Below are 15,281 nucleotides of genomic sequence, written 5' to 3' on the forward strand. Positions count from 1 at the left end.
GTCAGACGCGATTCAGATCGAACTGCGCCTTGTTGCCCTTGCCGTAGACCTTCAGCGCCCCCTTCTCGCCCACGGCGTTCGGACGAATGAAAATCCAGTTCTGCCAGGCGGACAGGCGGCCGAAGATGCGGGTGTTCATCGTCTCGCGGCCATTGAAGCGCAGGTTCGCCTCCATGCCGGTGAGCGCGTCGGGCGACATGGCCGCTCGTTCCTCGATGGCGATGCGGATTTCGTCCGGCCAGTCGAGATCGTCCACGGCGGCCGTCACCAGGCCGAGTCGCTCGGCTTCGTCCGGACGCACCTGGCGGCCGATCGTGGCGCGCACCGCGTCGAGTTCTTCGGCGTTCTCGTAGAACCGGCGCGCCAGACGCGACTGGTCCGTCACCATCGGCAGCAGGCCGAAATTGACCTCGGTGAGCGTGATGGCCGGCTCGTCTTCCTCGCTTGCCGGCAGCGACGCCATGTAGGTGCGATCGGCGGCAAAGGCGAACTCGGCGAGCGTGCCGGTGAAGCACGAGTCGGGTTCGATGAGGGCGAAAAGCGAGCGCGACGACACATCGATGCGGGCGAACGTGCGGCGCAGCATGCCGATCGTCTCGCGCACGAACCAGTGGTCCTGATGCGCGAGCAACGAGGCATCGGCGGCAAGTACGTGCTTCGCGTCGCCTTCGGTGCGCAGCAGCCACGTGCCGATGTCGAGCTCGTTCGTGCGCAGGTTGAGAATGGCGTCGTCGAGTTCGCGTGCCATCTTCAGCGGCCACCAGTTGATGCCGGCCGCCTCGATGCCCGCGATGTCGGCGGGCGGGGCCGACTTCGGCGCCTTGACAGTGAGGCTCGCCGTGCGATTGACGCGGTCGATTTCCACTTCGACGAATTCGTAGCGGATCGCGTCCGGCTCGTCGGTGCGCTCGATGCGCGTGAGCGTCACGCCCTTGCCGCCCGGACGATCGCTGCCTTGCGCAAGCTCCAGCGCACGTGCCGCGATCGTCTGCGCGAATTGCGCGGGCTTCACGACTTCGTCGACCAGACGCCACTGCTTGGCTCGCTCACCGCGAATGCCTTCCACGATGGTGCAGAAAATGTCGGCCCGGTCGTTACGCACATGGCGCTTGTCCGTCAGGCGCGTGAGGCCGCCAGTGCCCGGCAGCACGCCGAGCAGCGGCACTTCCGGCAGCGCAACCGACGACGAGCGGTCGTCGACCAGATAAATCTCGTCGCAGGCCAGCGCCAGTTCGTAGCCCCCGCCCGCGCATGCACCGTTCACGGCGGCGAGGAACTTCAGGCCGGAGTGGCGGCTGGAATCCTCGAGACCGTTGCGCGTTTCGTTGGTGAACTTGCAGAAATTGACCTTCCAGGCGTGCGACGACAAGCCCAGCATGAAGATGTTCGCGCCAGAGCAGAACACGCGGTCCTTGGCACTGGTGACCACCACGGTCTTCACTTCCGGATGTTCGAAGCGGATGCGCTGAATGGCATCGTGCAGTTCGATGTCCACGCCCAGATCGTACGAATTGAGCTTGAGCTTGTAGCCTTCGCGAATGCCGCCGTCTTCCGCAATGTCGATGGCGAGCGTGGCGACGGGGCCGTCGAAGCTCAGCTTCCAGTGCTTGTACTGCGAGGGGTCCGTACGATAGTCGACGTGGGGTTTGCCGAACATGATTGCCTCCAACACGAATAATGATCTTGTTGGATTGCAATATAGTGCAGCACAAACCCACCGTCAACCGTTTACTCAAATAAAAATGAATTATTTTGCAGTCACGTAGCGTCAGTCGGACGATAATTGCACGGCGAGCCGACCGCGCAATTGCAGATAGGCCTCGGCCAGCGCGCGTCCACCGGTGTCGAAGCTCATGTCGGCCTTGGCGTAGAAGTCCTGCCTGCCGGCCAGGATGCGCTTGAGATCGTCCATGGCTTCGGCATTGCCCGACATCGGGCGCAGATCGCCCTGCGCCACCACCCGTTTCATGTGCTCCTCGGGCGACGCCTGCAACCACACCGTGTAGCAATGCGTCAGCAGGAAATTGAACGTGGCGGCATCGCTCACGATGCCGCCCGGCGAGGCGATCACCGCTCGCGGGTGCTCGGCGACGACCGCCTCGAGCGCACGCAGCTCATATCGCCGGTAGGCCGAGGCGCCGTACAGGGAGTAAATTTCAGACGGTGGGCAACCGGCCAGCTGCTCGATCACGCGGTTGAGTTCGACGAACGGCACATGCATGTCGTCGGCGAGCATGCGACCGAGCGTGGACTTGCCCGCACCACGCAGCCCGATGAGCGCAATGCGCCCGCGCCGATCCGGGTCGCGCTCGCTGCCAGCGAACAGTTCGGTGAGTGCCTGGCGCGCGCGCGTCAGCGCCTCGCCGTCGCGCCCGTGGAGAATTTCACGAATGAGCAGCCACTCGGCCGAAGACGTTGTTTCGTCGCCCACGATTTCCGCCAATGTGCAATTTAGTGCCTGTGCCAACTGGCGCAGGAACAGCACCGACGCGTTGCCGACCCCCGACTCCAGATTGGCCACATGGCGCTCGGAGACGCCGGCGTCGAGCGCCAGCGCCTTGCGCGTAAGACCGCGGCGCGCGCGCAGCGTACGTACCCGCTCGCCCAGCGCGACCAGGAACGGGTCTTTCTCACCGGCGCCACGCGCCGTCGGCACCCCATCGGCTTGCGCACTCTTATTCATCAGGCGAGATCCTCGAAGCAGGTAACATGTAATATATTGCTTGACAGCGAAATTTGCATGCTCTAATTTTCACCATGCGTCGGTAAAAAAGCAAACACGGGCCAGGCATCTGCGCACCGCCATTGATCGACGTCATATCAACGGACAGTGCGCGGACCGTCATGCGCGCGAGCGACAGGGCATTGTCGAGACGATGCCGGCCGGCCTCCGCCGGGCCCCTGCTGCCGCCGCGACCGGTATAGCGCCTGCGAACGTCCCCAGGAGACATGGATGGATGTGCCCCAATTTCAGGCGCTGATTGCCTCGCTCACCCGGCAAATCGACCAACGCCCGCTCGACGCCGATCTCGCCGACTGGCTCAACACGCACTACGGTGCAGGCTCCCCCGGGTATGAAGCGCTCGCCGACGCCTGCCGCACGGGCGTCGCAGAGGGCTGGCTGTGCAACCGGGAAGGCGGCGGCATTCGCTACGGACGGGTCATCAAGCCCTCGCCCGACACGCATGGCTTTTCCGTCGACGTCGTCGACATGGCGGATCTGGCCGGTCCGCATCACGTGCACCCGAATGGCGAAATCGATCTGATCATGCCGCTCACGGCGGGCGCGACCTTCGACGGTCATCCCGCAGGCTGGTGCGTGTACGGCCCCGGCACGGCGCACCGCCCGACGGTCGCCCACGGTCGGGCGCTCGTGCTCTATCTGTTGCCCGAGGGCGCCATCGAGTTCACGCGCGGCGCCTGAGCGTCGCGCGCGGGCGCCTGCCGCCTGCTTCCCTGTTTGCTTATCGGTTCATGGACATGCGTACTCCTGCCTTGTTGGAAAACTACGTTGCCGGTCAATGGGTAGCCGGCAGCGGCGAACGCACCGCGCTCACCGACCCCGTGACCGGCGACACGCTCGCCTTCGTCTCGAGCGCCGGGCTCGATCTCGACGCCGCCTTCTCGTATGCGCGCGATACCGCCGGCCCGGCCCTGCGCGCGCTGTCGTATGGCGAGCGCGCCGCGCGTCTGTCACAGATCGTCGCCACGCTGCAGGCGAATCGCGACGACTACTACGCCATTGCCACCGCCAATGCCGGCACGGTCGCCACCGATTCCGCCGTGGACATCGACGGCGCCATCTACACGCTGTCGACGCTTGCGAAGCTCGGCGCGACGCTCGGCGACGCACACACGCTGCTCGACGGTGCCGCCGTGCCGCTCGCGAAAGACGCGTCGTTCGCGGTGCGTCACGTGTTTCGTCCGACGCCGGGCGTCGCGCTCTTCATCAACGCCTTCAACTTCCCGGCCTGGGGATTGTGGGAGAAGGCCGCCGCCGCCTTGCTCTCGGGCGTGCCGGTGATCGTCAAACCGGCGACATCGACCGCCTGGCTCACGCAGCGCATGGTGGCCGATGTCGTTGCGGCGGGCATCCTGCCGCCGGGCAGCCTGTCGGTGATTTGCGGCAGCGCCGCCGGCCTGCTCGACCGGATCGGCCCGTTCGACGTCGTCTCGTTTACCGGCTCGGCCGACACCGCCGCCACGCTGCGTGCCCACCCGGCGTTCACGCAACGCTCCGCGCGCATCAACGTGGAAGCCGACAGCCTGAACAGCGCGATCCTGCTGCCCGACGCCTTGCCCGGCACGCCCGCATTCGACCAGTTCGTGCGTGAAGTGGCGCGCGAAATGACCGTCAAGTCAGGACAGAAGTGCACGGCCATTCGCCGTGCGCTGGTCCCTGCCGAACATTTCGACGCCGCCGCGGCAGCGATCACCGAGCGTCTGGCGAGGACCGTCGTGGGCAACCCGCGCAACGAGACGGTGACGATGGGCGCGCTGGTGAGCCTCGCGCAAAAGCGCGCCGTGCTCGAAGGCATCGCCCACCTGCAAGCGGAAGCCGAGACGCTGTACGACGGCAATCGTGATGCCGCCTTCGTCGATGCCGGCCCGCAGAGCGCTTGCGTCGGCCCGGTGCTGCTCGGGCTGCGCGACGGCGCGAGCGGCGTGCGCATCCACGACACGGAAGTGTTCGGGCCAGTCGCCACGCTCGTCGGTTACCGCGACCTCGACGACGCCATCGCGCTCGCCCGTCGTGCGCAGGGCGCCCTCGTCGTCTCGCTGTACAGCAACGACGCGGTCGCGATGCGCGCACCGGCGCTCGCGCTGGCCGACGCGCACGGACGCGTGCACGCCGTCGATCCGTCTGTCGCGAAATCGCAGACCGGCCATGGCAATGTCATGCCGCAATCGCTGCATGGCGGCCCGGGTCGCGCCGGCGGCGGCGAAGAGTTGGGCGGGTTGCGTGCCCTGCGTTTCTATCATGTGCGCTCGGCCGTTCAGGGCCCCGCCGCGCTGGTCGAAGCGCTCACGCAGGATGCCGTGGAATTTCCGAAGGGGTGACACGGCCCCGCGATTCGCGCACTACAGTCAAGTTATCCGCAGCAAGCCGCAAGCCGTCGCAGTCAAAGTGATTCACACAGGCGCCGTCAGAGCGCCAAAAGAACTCACGCCGCGTGGGCGCCCCGCATTCGGAGCGACCGCTCGCGGTGATCCACCGGAGGCAACATGGAAGCCGTACTCACCCCACCGCCGGCGAACTTCAACTTCGCCGCGCACCTGGAGGCGCTCAATCGCGAGCGCGCTGCCAAGACTGCATATCTCGACGACACACGCGCCCTCACCTACGGCGAACTGGCCGAGCAAAGCCGGCGCTTCGCCACCGGCCTCGCGCGCGCAGGCGTGCATCGTGAGCAGCGCATCCTGCTCATCATGCTCGACACCGTCGATTTGCCGGTCGCGTTCCTCGGCGCGTTGTATGCGGGCGTGGTTCCCGTGGTCGTCAATACGCTGCTCACCGCCGACGACTATGCGTACATGATCTCGCACAGCAAGGCGCAACTCGTGATCGCGTCCGGCGTGCTCATGCCCACGGTGCAGGCCGCACTCGACAAGGTGGCGCAGACGGGCCCTGTGCCGCCGTGCATCGTCTCCCAGCCGGTCGCCGCCGAAACCGGCGCCGCCGCGGCGCGCCCGACCTTCGACGCCCTGGTCGACGGCCCGCCGAGCGCCGTGCCGGCGGATACCGCGGGCGACGACATCGCCTTCTGGCTGTACTCCTCCGGCTCGACCGGCAAGCCCAAGGGTACCGTGCACACGCACGCCAACCTTTACTGGACCGCCGAGACCTATGGTCGAAACGTGCTGGGCATTCGAGAAGACGACGTCGTCTTCTCGGCAGCCAAGCTCTTCTTCGCCTACGGGCTCGGCAACGGGCTGACGTTCCCGCTGTCGGTCGGGGCGACCGTGATCCTGATGGCGGAGCGTCCGACGCCCGAAGCCGTGGCCCTGCGGCTTCGCCGGCATCGACCGACGATCTTCTACGGCGTGCCCACGCTCTACGCCAACCTGCTCGCCTCGCCGCACCTGCCTGCACGCGCCGACGTGGCATTGCGCCTGTGCACATCCGCCGGCGAAGCGTTGCCGCGCGAGATCGGTGAGCGGTTCACGTCGCACTTCGGTGCCGAGATCCTCGACGGCATTGGCTCGACCGAGATGCTCCACATCTTCCTGTCGAATCGCGCGGGCCGGGTCGCCTACGGCACCACCGGGGAGCCGGTGCCGGGCTACGAGGTGCAGTTGCGCGACGAGCAGGGCCATCCGGTGCCGGACGGCGAGATTGGCGACCTCTACATTCGCGGGCCGAGCGCGGCGCTCATGTACTGGTGCAACCGCGAGAAATCGCGCGCCACGTTCCTCGGCGACTGGCTCAGGAGCGGCGACAAGTACCAGCGTCTGCCCAATGGGTATTACGTCTACGCCGGGCGCAGTGACGATATGCTCAAGGTCAGCGGCCAATACGTATCGCCCATCGAAGTGGAAATGGTGCTCATGCAGCACGACGCGGTGCTCGAGGCGGGCGTGGTCGGCCGCGACGACAACGGGCTGACCAAGACGCAGGCGTTTGTCGTGCTCAAGCCGGGCGTGGCGGCGACCGAGGCGATGGCCAGCGAGCTCAAGGCCTTCGTCAAGGGGCGCCTGGCGCCGCACAAATATCCTCGCGAGCTGGTGTTCGTCGACGACCTGCCGAAAACGGCCACCGGCAAGGTACAGCGCTTCAAGTTGCGCGAGTTGCTTTAGGAGAGAAGAGAACGATGTCGGACGTACAGTTCGCGCAGATCGAGACGGCCTCGCACGGCCCGCTCTCGCTGGAGTACCGCTGGATTCACCCCGAGCGCACCCAGGCTCCACTGCTCGTGTTCCTGCACGAAGGGCTCGGTTCCGTGGCCATGTGGAAGGACTGGCCACAGCAACTCTGCGAGGCCGGGGGATTTCGCGGCCTCGTGTATTCGCGCAACGGTTACGGTCGCTCCACACCGCGCCCGCATGACGAGAAATGGCCGGTGGACTTCATGCACCGGCAGGCACGCGAAGTCCTGCCCGCGTTTCTCGACGCTGTCGGTGTGGGTGCGGGTCAGGCCGAGCGCGTGTGGCTGGTCGGTCACAGCGACGGCGGTTCGATCTCGCTGTTGTTCTCGGCGGCCTTCCCTGACCGGCTCGCCGGTGCCGTGGTCATCGCACCGCACCTGTTTGTCGAGGACCTCTCGGTGGAAAGCATCGCCAGGACGAAGACCGTGTACGAGACGAGCGATCTGCGGGCAAAGCTCGCGCGCTATCACGACGACGTCGATTCCGCGTTCTGGGGATGGAACGACATCTGGCTGAACCCGGCGTTTCGCGACTGGAACCTGGTCGGAGCGGTGGCGAGCATCACGAAGCCGCTGCTGGCGATTCAGGGTGAAGATGACGAGTACGGCACGATGGCGCAGATGGACAGCATTGCGGCCAACGTGCCGCACGCCAGGGTGGTAAAGCTGCCCGCCTGCGGACACTCGCCGCATCGCGACGCGCCACAGGCGCTGGGCGACGCGATCGTGGCCTTCATCGGCGCGCACGCCGAGCGGCAGGCCGCATGACATCGCGGGCGTCTCCCGATCGGGGAACGCCCACGGTCCCGTGACGGATCAGATCACGCGTACGCCCGGCTTGCCCGGGCGCATCGCCCCAACGATGCCCGCCTCGGCAAAGCCATCGGCACGGAAGACGGCCAGCACGTCATCGACGGCGCCGGGCGCGCACGACACCAGCAGGCCACCGGCCGTTTGCGGATCGCACAGCAGGTCGCGATCGCGCGCGGTCAGCCGGTCCCCCAGTTCCACCGACGCCCCGTAAGACGCCCAGTTGCGCCCGGAAGCCCCGGTAATGCACCCCTTGTCCGCGAGTTCGCGCACACCGTCGAACAGCGGCACGTCGGACATGCGCAGATACGCGGCCAGATTCGCGCCGCGGCACATCTCGAGCGTGTGACCGAGCAGGCCGAAGCCGGTCACGTCGGTGAGCGCATGCACGCCCGGCAGCGCGGCCAGGGCCGGGCCGACGCGATTCAGTCGCGTGGTCGCATCGATCATGAGGCGATAGCCCGCGTCGTCGAGCTGGTTCTTCTTGAGGGCGGCGGACATGACACCGACGCCCAACGGCTTGCCGAGCACCAGCACGTCGCCGGCCTGGGCGTCGGCGTTGCGTTTCAGGCGCTTCGGATGCACCACGCCGAGTGCCGCCAGGCCGTAGATCGGCTCCACCGAATCGATGCTGTGTCCCCCGGCAATCGGAATGCCCGCTTCCGCGCAAATCGATTCGCCGCCGCGCAGAATGTCGCGAATCGTCTCGCGCGGCAGCACGTTGATCGGCATGCCGACGATGGCCAGCGCAAAGATCGGCTTGCCGCCCATGGCGTAGATGTCGGACAGCGCGTTGGTCGCGGCAATGCGGCCGAAATCGTAAGGATCGTCGACGATCGGCATGAAGAAGTCAGTCGTGGCGATGATGGCCTGCTCGTCGTTGAGCTGATAGACCGCGGCGTCGTCCGACGTTTCCGTGCCCACGAGGAGCGCGGCGGGGGCGGGCAATGGCGTATCGTTGCGGGCCAGCAGTTCGGACAGCACGCCCGGCGCGATCTTGCAGCCGCAGCCGCCGCCGTGCGAGAGCGAAGTCAGGCGCGGAGCGGCCGGCGTGGCACCCGCTTGAGTTGCATCGATTGCGGTCATGGTGGTTAGTGTTCGTTTATCGAATCTCGACGTATTATGGAGCACCTTTGTCCTTGTAGCACCCTCTCACATGCGCCGTGGGCGCTGAACCCTAGGGGACTTCTCCATGCAACGCCGCCGCTTTCTCTCTCTGGGCGCCTGCGCCCTGCCCGCCTCCCTTCTCACCAGCTCGCTGCTGCCCGTCCAGGCACACGCGTCGCCGCGCGCCGCCTCGACGCACGACGCCGCCGACGGCTGGCGCACGTTCGAACTGACGACGCAGGTCGATCTGCCCGCCGCCGCGGGCAGCGGCCCGGCGCGGGTCTGGCTGCCCGTGGCGACCTCGCCCGGCGGCGGCTACCAGCAGGCACTCGGCACCCGCTGGGAGGCGCCCGGCGCGAAGGCGGAACTTCGCATGGTGCGCGGCGCGGCAGGCGTGGGGGTGCCGATGCTCGCGGTCGCATGGCCGGATGCGACGCAGGCCCGTACCGTCACGCTGGTCAACACCTTCGCCACGCGCGACAGGCGCGTCGATTTGTCGCAGCCGCCGTCGGCCGGCGCCCCGAAGGAAGCGCCGGCCGTGCTGCGCCAGTATCTGCAGCCCACGACGCTCCAGCCGACGGATGGGCTCGTGCGCGAGACCGCCGAGAAAATCACGCGCGGCCAACAGGGCGACGTGGAAAAGGCGCGCGCCATCTACGAGTGGATCGTGGACAACTGTCGGCGTGAAGGATCGGTGCGCGGCTGCGGCACGGGCGACGTACGCTACATGCTTACCACCGGCAATCTCGCGGGCAAATGCGCCGACATCAACGCGTTGTTCACCGCGCTGGCACGCTCGGTGGGCATTCCGGCGCGCGACGCCTACGGGGTGCGTGTCGCCGTGTCGCAGCATGGATTCAACAGCCTGGGCAAGGCCGGCGATGTGACGCGCGCCCAGCATTGCCGCGCCGAATTCTATGCCGCCGGCTATGGCTGGGTACCGGTGGACCCGGCCGACGTGCGCAAGGTCGTGCTCGAGGAAGTGCCTGGCGGCCTGCCGCTGGACGACCTGCGCGTGCGCGCCGCCCGGGCCATGCTGTTCGGCCAGTGGGAAATGAATTGGGTTGCGTTCAACCACGGCGCGGACATTGCCTTGCCAGGCGCCATGCGAACGAACCGCGAGCCCGTGCCGTTCCTCATGTATCCGAACGGCGAAGTGGCGAACGCTCGGCTCGACAGTCTCGATCCGGACACGTTCCGCTACCGGATGAGCGCGCGCGAACTGACCGCCTGACCGACGGCATCTGCCCGTTCGCGCCTTCCAACGGATCTGCTGCCCGAACGATCTCGCCGCGCGACATGCGGCGCGTCACCGCCCCCAGGGAGTGCCTTGTCATGAAGCGCCGCCATTTTCTCCACACGATGGGTGCCATAGGCGCCGCCGGGGCCGTCGGCGCGATCGGCGGCATGAGCGCTCCGGCCCTGGCGGCGGGACCGTCCAAGGTTACGGCGCAAGTCGACGACAGCGTGCTGGCCGGCACCTCCGGCGGCGCGCTCTCGGCATGGCGGGGCGCCACACCGGCATTTACGCTGCCGGCCCTCGACGGCACGACGCACGCCTCGTCGGAATGGCGCGGACGAGTGGTCATCCTCAACTTCTGGGCGACGTGGTGTGCGCCGTGTCGCGAGGAGATTCCGGCCATGGGGGCGGTCGCGCGGCAGTATCGCGAGCGCGGCCTGATGCTCGTTGCCGTCAACTACAAGGAACCGCCGGCGACCGTGAAGCCGTTCGTCGACAAAGTCCCCATCGACGGCACCGTGCTGCTCGACATCGACGGTGCCGTCTACAAGCGCTTCGGTCCGATCGGGTTGCCGGCGACGTATCTCATCGACCGCGCCGGCAATGCACGCTTCTGGCGCATGGGCGAACTCGAGTGGAGCGACGTCGGCCTGCACGGCCACATCGAAACGTTGCTCGCGCAAAAAAACGGCACGTCCGCTTAACGGGCCGCCCTGCCGCCCGTTGGTTTCAGACCGGCTTGCGGTGCGGGTTCGGTGCGCCCCCCTCCGACGCCGCGGGCGCGTTTCCGTGTCGCGCCGCTCCCGGTCGACCTGCGCACGTTCGCGCTACTCCGGTGCGACCGACCGCGCTGCGGCGTGGACGTGATCGAGCAGCCGCGCGGTTGGGCCGGCAAGCACGCCCTCCCGATAGGCGCAGTACAGCGGCGCGCGCGGCGGCGGCGCGAGTGGGCGGTACACGATGCCCTCCACCTGCATGCGCATGAGCGACGCGGGCACCACCGACACACCGAGCCCCGCCGCCACGAGTGAGAGCGTGGTGAGCAAACGCGGCGCCTCCTGTTCGATGTTCGGGCTGAAGCCCGCGCCGTGGCACGCGGCGATGATCGCGTCGTACAGCCCCTGCCCTGTGCGCCGCCGGTAGAGAATCAGTTTCTCCGCGGCGATGGCAGTCATCGGGACCGCTGTCTTGCCCGCGCGCCCCGTGAGGGCGAGCGGATGCGCCGACGGCGCCGCGAGCACCATCGACTCCTCAAGTACCGGCACAAACGCGATCTGTCCCGTGTCGCCCTGTGGCTGACGAATGAAGGCCACGTCGAGCTGGCCGTCGCGCAGGCCGTCGAGCAGTTCGCTCGTGCTCGCCTCGTCGAGCATCAACGACACGGAAGGCGCGTCCGCGCGAAACGCCCGGATCACCGTCGGCACGAACGGATGCAGCGCCGCCGAACTCGTGAAGCCCACCGAGAGCCGCCCCTTCACGCCCGCCGCCACGCGACGCACGTCGTCGACCGCCTGATCGAGTTTGCGCACGACGTCGTACGCGTCGGCGAGAAAGGCCTGTCCGGCGTCGGTCAGCGCCATCCCGCGCGGCAGCCGCTCGAACAGCGTGACGCCCAATTGCGTCTCGAGCACCCGGATCTGCTGTGAAAGCGGCGGCTGGCCGATGCCCAGCCGCTCGGCCGCCCGCGTCATGTGCCCGGTTTCAGCCACCGCAATGAAATAGCGCAACAGGCGTACGTCGATGTTTGCCATATTGATTCGATATGACTCAAGTCACTTCCATATATTGGACAATATAGCGCAATCCGCCTACGCTCAAGGGGTCCCGCGCGGCCCATGCATCGCTGTCTCGATGGCGCCCAGGGCCGGGCGGCCCCGAAGCAGTCACGTTTTCAGAATGAACCTGCCATGCGTATTCCGGCTCCTCCTGCATCCGCTGCCGACGTCGGTTCCACGACGCCGGCGTCCACGCCACCGACAACCTCCGTCGCGATGTCGGACGACATCCGCCCCGCGCCGAGCGTCCGCGCGCTGTTCCTTGGCTTTCTCGGCCTGGGCATGACGGCATTTGGCGGTGCGTTGCCGCTCGCGCGGCGCATGGTCGTCGAGAAACACCGATGGCTCACGCCTGCCGAGTTCACCGATCTGCTCGGGCTCTGCCAGTTTCTGCCGGGCGGCAACATCATCAACCTGTCGGTCGCACTGGGCATGCGCTTTCACGGCTGGCGCGGCGCGCTCGCGTCGATCCTGGGGCTCATCGCGGCGCCGTCGGTCGTCGTGATCCTGCTGGGCATGATCTATCAGCACTTCCAGAACGATCCGCACGTCAGGCATCTCTTTGCCGGGCTTGCGGCGGCGGCAGCCGGCCTGCTGATTCAGATGGCATGGAAAGTGTCGTGGCCGCTGCGCAAGTCGATGGTGCTCGGCGCGGTGGCGCTGGCGTGCTTCATCGCCATTGCCGTGCTGCGCGTGCCGCTGGTGCTGACCATGGCCGTGATGACGCCGATTTCGATCTATGCCACGTGGCGGGTGTCGCAGTGACCGGCACCCTCATTTCGCTGGCCGTCATCTTCACCCAGTTGTCGGTACTGGCCTTCGGCGGCGGCAACACCATCCTGCCGGAGATGGAGCGGCAAGTTGTCGACGTGCACCACTGGATGACCTCGGAAGCGTTCAGCGCGCTGTTCGCCCTGGGGCAGGCGGCGCCGGGTCCGAACCTCATGATCGTGACGCTCGTGGGCTGGCACGTGGCTGGCTGGCAAGGCATGCTGGTCACGTCCATTGCGAAGTTCGGCCCCTCGTCGCTCATCACCGTCGGTGTCCTGCACTTGTGGGAGCGGTTCAAGGACCGGCCGTGGCGACGCATCGTTCAGGCCGGGCTGGTGCCCATGACCGCCGGGCTCGTGGCCGCGAGTGCCGCCCTGATCGTGCGGGCGTCGGCCACCTCTTGGCTGCTCGCCGGCATCACCGCGAGCGTCGCGGTGCTGGCGATTCGCACGCGCGTGCACCCACTTTGGTGGCTCGCGGCCGGCAGCGTGGCGGGGTTGCTGGGCGGCGCCTACCTGTAGACGCCGCGGACGCGAGTGCGGGCGCGGGTGGGGTCAGGCGCGGCCGATCTCGCACAACGGTGTGTAAGCCACGCGCCAATGCTCGCGCCCGACCACCGCAATGCCGTCGACCAGATCGGTCCAGGCGGCCGAGCCGATCACCAGCGACGCCGGCGTATCGCCGCGTGCCAGCGCCGCGAGGCGTGGCGGGCATGGGGCCTTGCCCGCGAGCAGCATGATGCGGGCGACCCACTGCGCGACGTCCGCCTCGATCGCTGGCGCGGATTGCCTGCCCGGCGCCGCCGGCGCCTCGTCGCTCCACCGCCAGGTGGCGCGGGCGCTCACGCCCGAGCGCGTGGCGATGCCCAGCGCGCCGAGCACCCGCCCGCACGTCATGCCCAGTTGCGCGGCCGTGCTCAACGCGCGCTCGGCGAAAGCCCGCCAGTCCCCGGTCCCGCCGCAGTCTTCACGCACACTCGCGGCGATCAGTGCGACAACGCGCGAGCGCACGCGGCGCAGGGCTTCCGGGTGCGTGAGAAGCCGACGCGCGTCGCGAACGTCCGCGCACAGATCGTCTGTCGTCTCGGCGGGATCGAAGAGCTGGACATCGATCGGATGCACGCAAAACGTCGGCGCGCCCGGGGTGTCGCGCCGCCAATCCGGCTCAAGGCGTTCGCGCAACAGGGCGAACGCCTCGTCGAAGCGAATCAGAGAAGGGCGCGCGTCGCTCACGTGCAGCGTTCGCAGCCGCGCCGCAGGCAATCGAAAGCCGAGCCCGTGGGCCAGCAACTGACAGAGGCCCGCGACGCGGTCGCTTTGCGCCAGACTGGATTGCGGCGCGTCGGCGACATGCAGCACCAGGGCTTCCGAAATGCGCATCTCGGCCAGCCTTCGGCGCGACGTCGGCGACATGCGATCCTGATCGCGCGCGGAAACGCCCGCATTGGCGGTGTCGGCAGCATTAGCCGCGGATTCGGTCGCTTCGAACGCTGCCATGCACTGGCGCATGGCGGTGACGTCGGCCAGCGTCCGGCGTCGCAACTGCGCGTCGGCTTGCAGCGCCCATTCGCGTTGCGCACCGTCCCCCTCGGCGATCGCGCGCTCCAGTGTCCGGAGCTCAGGCCACAGATACCGCCAGGTTGCGCCGATGGCAATTGCGCTGGCGGCGCAGGCAAAGGTGACGTCGGCGGTCTCGGGCAACGTCACACTGCGCACCTGAAAGCGCTCGCTCGCGCTGTGCCATGCCTCGTCGAGCAGCCGCTGCCACCCGCTCTCGCGAAGACAGGCGGTGATGCCGGTGAAGTCGTCGCGAAACCCGTCCCGAACGCAACGCATCGCGTGCATGGCGAGCTGAAGGAACGAATTGGCGGGGGCGACGGTGGGATCGAGGGCTGGGCCGGCGCACGGGATTGGCATATCGCATGTCTCCGTTCGATGAATGAGGCGAGCATCGTCGGCGCAGTGCGTGCGGCGCGCTTCGGGATTCGCCCGTACGGCTTTCGGGCGAACCCACACGGAATCTGGGATGATGTCTGCATTGCATCGCCATTGATCGAACCGGAGGCCCCATGCCGACCCTAGCCACGCTTGCCACGTTCATCGTTGTCGTTCTCGGGCTGTTCCTGATTCCTGGACCGGCCGTACTGCTGACCATCACGCGCACCGTGCAGGGCGGGCGACGGGCGGGGGTCATGACGGGCATGGGAATCGCGTTGGGCGATCTCGTGCACACCTTGTGCGCGGCTGTCGGATTGTCAGCTGTGCTGATGACCTCCGCGTTGGCATTCGACGTCGTCAAATACCTCGGTGCGGCGTACCTGATCTATCTGGGTATCAAGGCGTTGCGCGAGCGTCCGAGCGATCCGCAATTGCCGATGGCCCCTCGCGTATCGGCGGGACGCGCCTTCGTGCAGGCCGTGGCGACCGAGGTACTCAATCCCAAGACCGCGCTCTTCTTCCTCGCGTTCATGCCGCAGTTCGTGCATGCGCAAGACGGCAATGTCTTGCTGCAATTCCTGGTGCTCGGCACGGTGTTCGTGGCCATGAGCGCGATGTACACCACCGCGATTGCGTTGTCGGTACGTCCGCTGGGCAAATTCGTGAAGCGCTTCACATGGCTGCTGCGCTGGCAGGGCAAGATCATCGGCAGCCTCTTCATCGGCCTGGGCCTGCGCGTGGCCATGCAACAGCGCTGAACCCGCGCGGCCGGGCG

General features: G+C 67.3%; 14 protein-coding genes. 9 read left to right on the forward strand and 5 right to left on the reverse strand.

The window, feature by feature from the left end; all coding sequences use genetic code 11:
* Nucleotide 1 precedes the first annotated feature (1 nt).
* On the reverse strand, nt 2-1,657 hold the full coding sequence (boxC, locus tag PMO31116_RS10430; protein ID WP_150566661.1) for a 2,3-epoxybenzoyl-CoA dihydrolase: 1,656 nt from the start codon (nt 1,655-1,657) through the stop codon (nt 2-4).
* A gap of 111 nt (nt 1,658-1,768) precedes the next feature.
* A complete protein-coding gene (locus tag PMO31116_RS10435; RefSeq protein ID WP_150566662.1) occupies nt 1,769-2,683 on the reverse strand; it encodes a helix-turn-helix transcriptional regulator in 915 nt (304 codons plus the stop codon).
* A gap of 270 nt (nt 2,684-2,953) precedes the next feature.
* Between PMO31116_RS10435 and PMO31116_RS10440 the strand changes: the two genes are divergently transcribed.
* The 4 genes from PMO31116_RS10440 to PMO31116_RS10455 all read left to right on the forward strand — a co-directional run bounded on the left by PMO31116_RS10440 (nt 2,954) and on the right by PMO31116_RS10455 (nt 7,634).
* Nucleotides 2,954-3,424, forward strand: coding sequence for a DUF4863 family protein (locus tag PMO31116_RS10440; RefSeq protein WP_150566663.1), 471 nt, complete (start codon nt 2,954-2,956; stop codon nt 3,422-3,424).
* 50 nt (nt 3,425-3,474) lie between these two features.
* Nucleotides 3,475-5,061, forward strand: a complete 1,587-nt coding sequence (locus PMO31116_RS10445; RefSeq protein ID WP_150566664.1) for a 3,4-dehydroadipyl-CoA semialdehyde dehydrogenase — start codon at nt 3,475-3,477, stop codon at nt 5,059-5,061.
* 165 nt (nt 5,062-5,226) lie between these two features.
* On the forward strand, nt 5,227-6,798 hold the full coding sequence (locus PMO31116_RS10450; RefSeq protein WP_150566665.1) for a benzoate-CoA ligase family protein: 1,572 nt from the start codon (nt 5,227-5,229) through the stop codon (nt 6,796-6,798).
* Between the two features lie 14 nt (nt 6,799-6,812).
* Entirely contained in the window at nt 6,813-7,634 is an 822-nt protein-coding gene (locus tag PMO31116_RS10455) for an alpha/beta fold hydrolase (RefSeq protein WP_150566666.1), read from the forward strand.
* A 48-nt stretch (nt 7,635-7,682) separates the two neighbouring features.
* On the opposite strand, the gene selD is transcribed toward PMO31116_RS10455, so the two are convergent.
* Nucleotides 7,683-8,762 (reverse strand): selenide, water dikinase SelD, encoded by a 1,080-nt coding sequence (selD, locus tag PMO31116_RS10460; protein WP_150566667.1) that lies wholly within the window; start codon nt 8,760-8,762, stop codon nt 7,683-7,685.
* A gap of 106 nt (nt 8,763-8,868) precedes the next feature.
* Here selD and PMO31116_RS10465 point away from each other — a divergent pair, with 106 nt between their 5' ends.
* Together PMO31116_RS10465 and PMO31116_RS10470 are read left to right on the forward strand one after the other, a co-directional pair.
* Nucleotides 8,869-10,017, forward strand: a complete 1,149-nt coding sequence (locus PMO31116_RS10465) for a transglutaminase-like domain-containing protein (RefSeq protein ID WP_174971129.1) — start codon at nt 8,869-8,871, stop codon at nt 10,015-10,017.
* Nucleotides 10,018-10,118: 101 nt separating this feature from the next.
* Nucleotides 10,119-10,727 carry a TlpA family protein disulfide reductase gene (locus PMO31116_RS10470; RefSeq protein WP_174971132.1) on the forward strand — a complete coding sequence of 203 codons (609 nt, stop codon included), beginning with the start codon at nt 10,119-10,121 and terminating at the stop codon, nt 10,725-10,727.
* A gap of 123 nt (nt 10,728-10,850) precedes the next feature.
* Here PMO31116_RS10470 and PMO31116_RS10475 read toward each other — a convergent pair whose 3' ends face one another.
* Entirely contained in the window at nt 10,851-11,774 is a 924-nt protein-coding gene (locus PMO31116_RS10475; RefSeq protein WP_150566669.1) for a LysR family transcriptional regulator, read from the reverse strand.
* 240 nt (nt 11,775-12,014) lie between these two features.
* Between PMO31116_RS10475 and PMO31116_RS10480 the strand changes: the two genes are divergently transcribed.
* Nucleotides 12,015-12,563 (forward strand): chromate transporter, encoded by a 549-nt coding sequence (locus PMO31116_RS10480; protein ID WP_246185255.1) that lies wholly within the window; start codon nt 12,015-12,017, stop codon nt 12,561-12,563.
* Entirely contained in the window at nt 12,560-13,090 is a 531-nt protein-coding gene (locus PMO31116_RS10485) for a chromate transporter (protein WP_150566671.1), read from the forward strand. The genes PMO31116_RS10480 and PMO31116_RS10485 overlap by 4 nt, the downstream gene beginning before the upstream one ends.
* Before the next feature lie 33 nt (nt 13,091-13,123).
* Here the strand turns inward: PMO31116_RS10485 and PMO31116_RS10490 are convergent, their stop codons facing one another.
* On the reverse strand, nt 13,124-14,485 hold the full coding sequence (locus PMO31116_RS10490) for a hypothetical protein (protein WP_150566672.1): 1,362 nt from the start codon (nt 14,483-14,485) through the stop codon (nt 13,124-13,126).
* Nucleotides 14,486-14,637: 152 nt separating this feature from the next.
* Here PMO31116_RS10490 and PMO31116_RS10495 point away from each other — a divergent pair, with 152 nt between their 5' ends.
* On the forward strand, nt 14,638-15,264 hold the full coding sequence (locus tag PMO31116_RS10495; RefSeq protein WP_150566673.1) for a LysE family translocator: 627 nt from the start codon (nt 14,638-14,640) through the stop codon (nt 15,262-15,264).
* Nucleotides 15,265-15,281: the final 17 nt, after the last annotated feature.

Origin of the sequence: Pandoraea morbifera, assembly GCF_902459575.1 — a bacterium.
Classification (GTDB): Bacteria; Pseudomonadota; Gammaproteobacteria; order Burkholderiales; family Burkholderiaceae; genus Pandoraea; species Pandoraea morbifera.

What these genes read in the sequence shown, in the direction of transcription:
- boxC (WP_150566661.1), bottom strand. Translation starts at nt 1,657, where the DNA reads ATGTTCGGCAAACCCCACGTCGACTATCGTACGGACCCCTCGCAGTAC.
- PMO31116_RS10435 (WP_150566662.1), bottom strand. Translation starts at nt 2,683, where the DNA reads ATGAATAAGAGTGCGCAAGCCGATGGGGTGCCGACGGCGCGTGGCGCC.
- PMO31116_RS10440 (WP_150566663.1), top strand. Translation starts at nt 2,954, where the DNA reads ATGGATGTGCCCCAATTTCAGGCGCTGATTGCCTCGCTCACCCGGCAA.
- PMO31116_RS10445 (WP_150566664.1), top strand. Translation starts at nt 3,475, where the DNA reads ATGGACATGCGTACTCCTGCCTTGTTGGAAAACTACGTTGCCGGTCAA.
- PMO31116_RS10450 (WP_150566665.1), top strand. Translation starts at nt 5,227, where the DNA reads ATGGAAGCCGTACTCACCCCACCGCCGGCGAACTTCAACTTCGCCGCG.
- PMO31116_RS10455 (WP_150566666.1), top strand. Translation starts at nt 6,813, where the DNA reads ATGTCGGACGTACAGTTCGCGCAGATCGAGACGGCCTCGCACGGCCCG.
- selD (WP_150566667.1), bottom strand. Translation starts at nt 8,762, where the DNA reads ATGACCGCAATCGATGCAACTCAAGCGGGTGCCACGCCGGCCGCTCCG.
- PMO31116_RS10465 (WP_174971129.1), top strand. Translation starts at nt 8,869, where the DNA reads ATGCAACGCCGCCGCTTTCTCTCTCTGGGCGCCTGCGCCCTGCCCGCC.
- PMO31116_RS10470 (WP_174971132.1), top strand. Translation starts at nt 10,119, where the DNA reads ATGAAGCGCCGCCATTTTCTCCACACGATGGGTGCCATAGGCGCCGCC.
- PMO31116_RS10475 (WP_150566669.1), bottom strand. Translation starts at nt 11,774, where the DNA reads ATGGCAAACATCGACGTACGCCTGTTGCGCTATTTCATTGCGGTGGCT.
- PMO31116_RS10480 (WP_246185255.1), top strand. Translation starts at nt 12,015, where the DNA reads ATGTCGGACGACATCCGCCCCGCGCCGAGCGTCCGCGCGCTGTTCCTT.
- PMO31116_RS10490 (WP_150566672.1), bottom strand. Translation starts at nt 14,485, where the DNA reads ATGCCAATCCCGTGCGCCGGCCCAGCCCTCGATCCCACCGTCGCCCCC.
- PMO31116_RS10495 (WP_150566673.1), top strand. Translation starts at nt 14,638, where the DNA reads ATGCCGACCCTAGCCACGCTTGCCACGTTCATCGTTGTCGTTCTCGGG.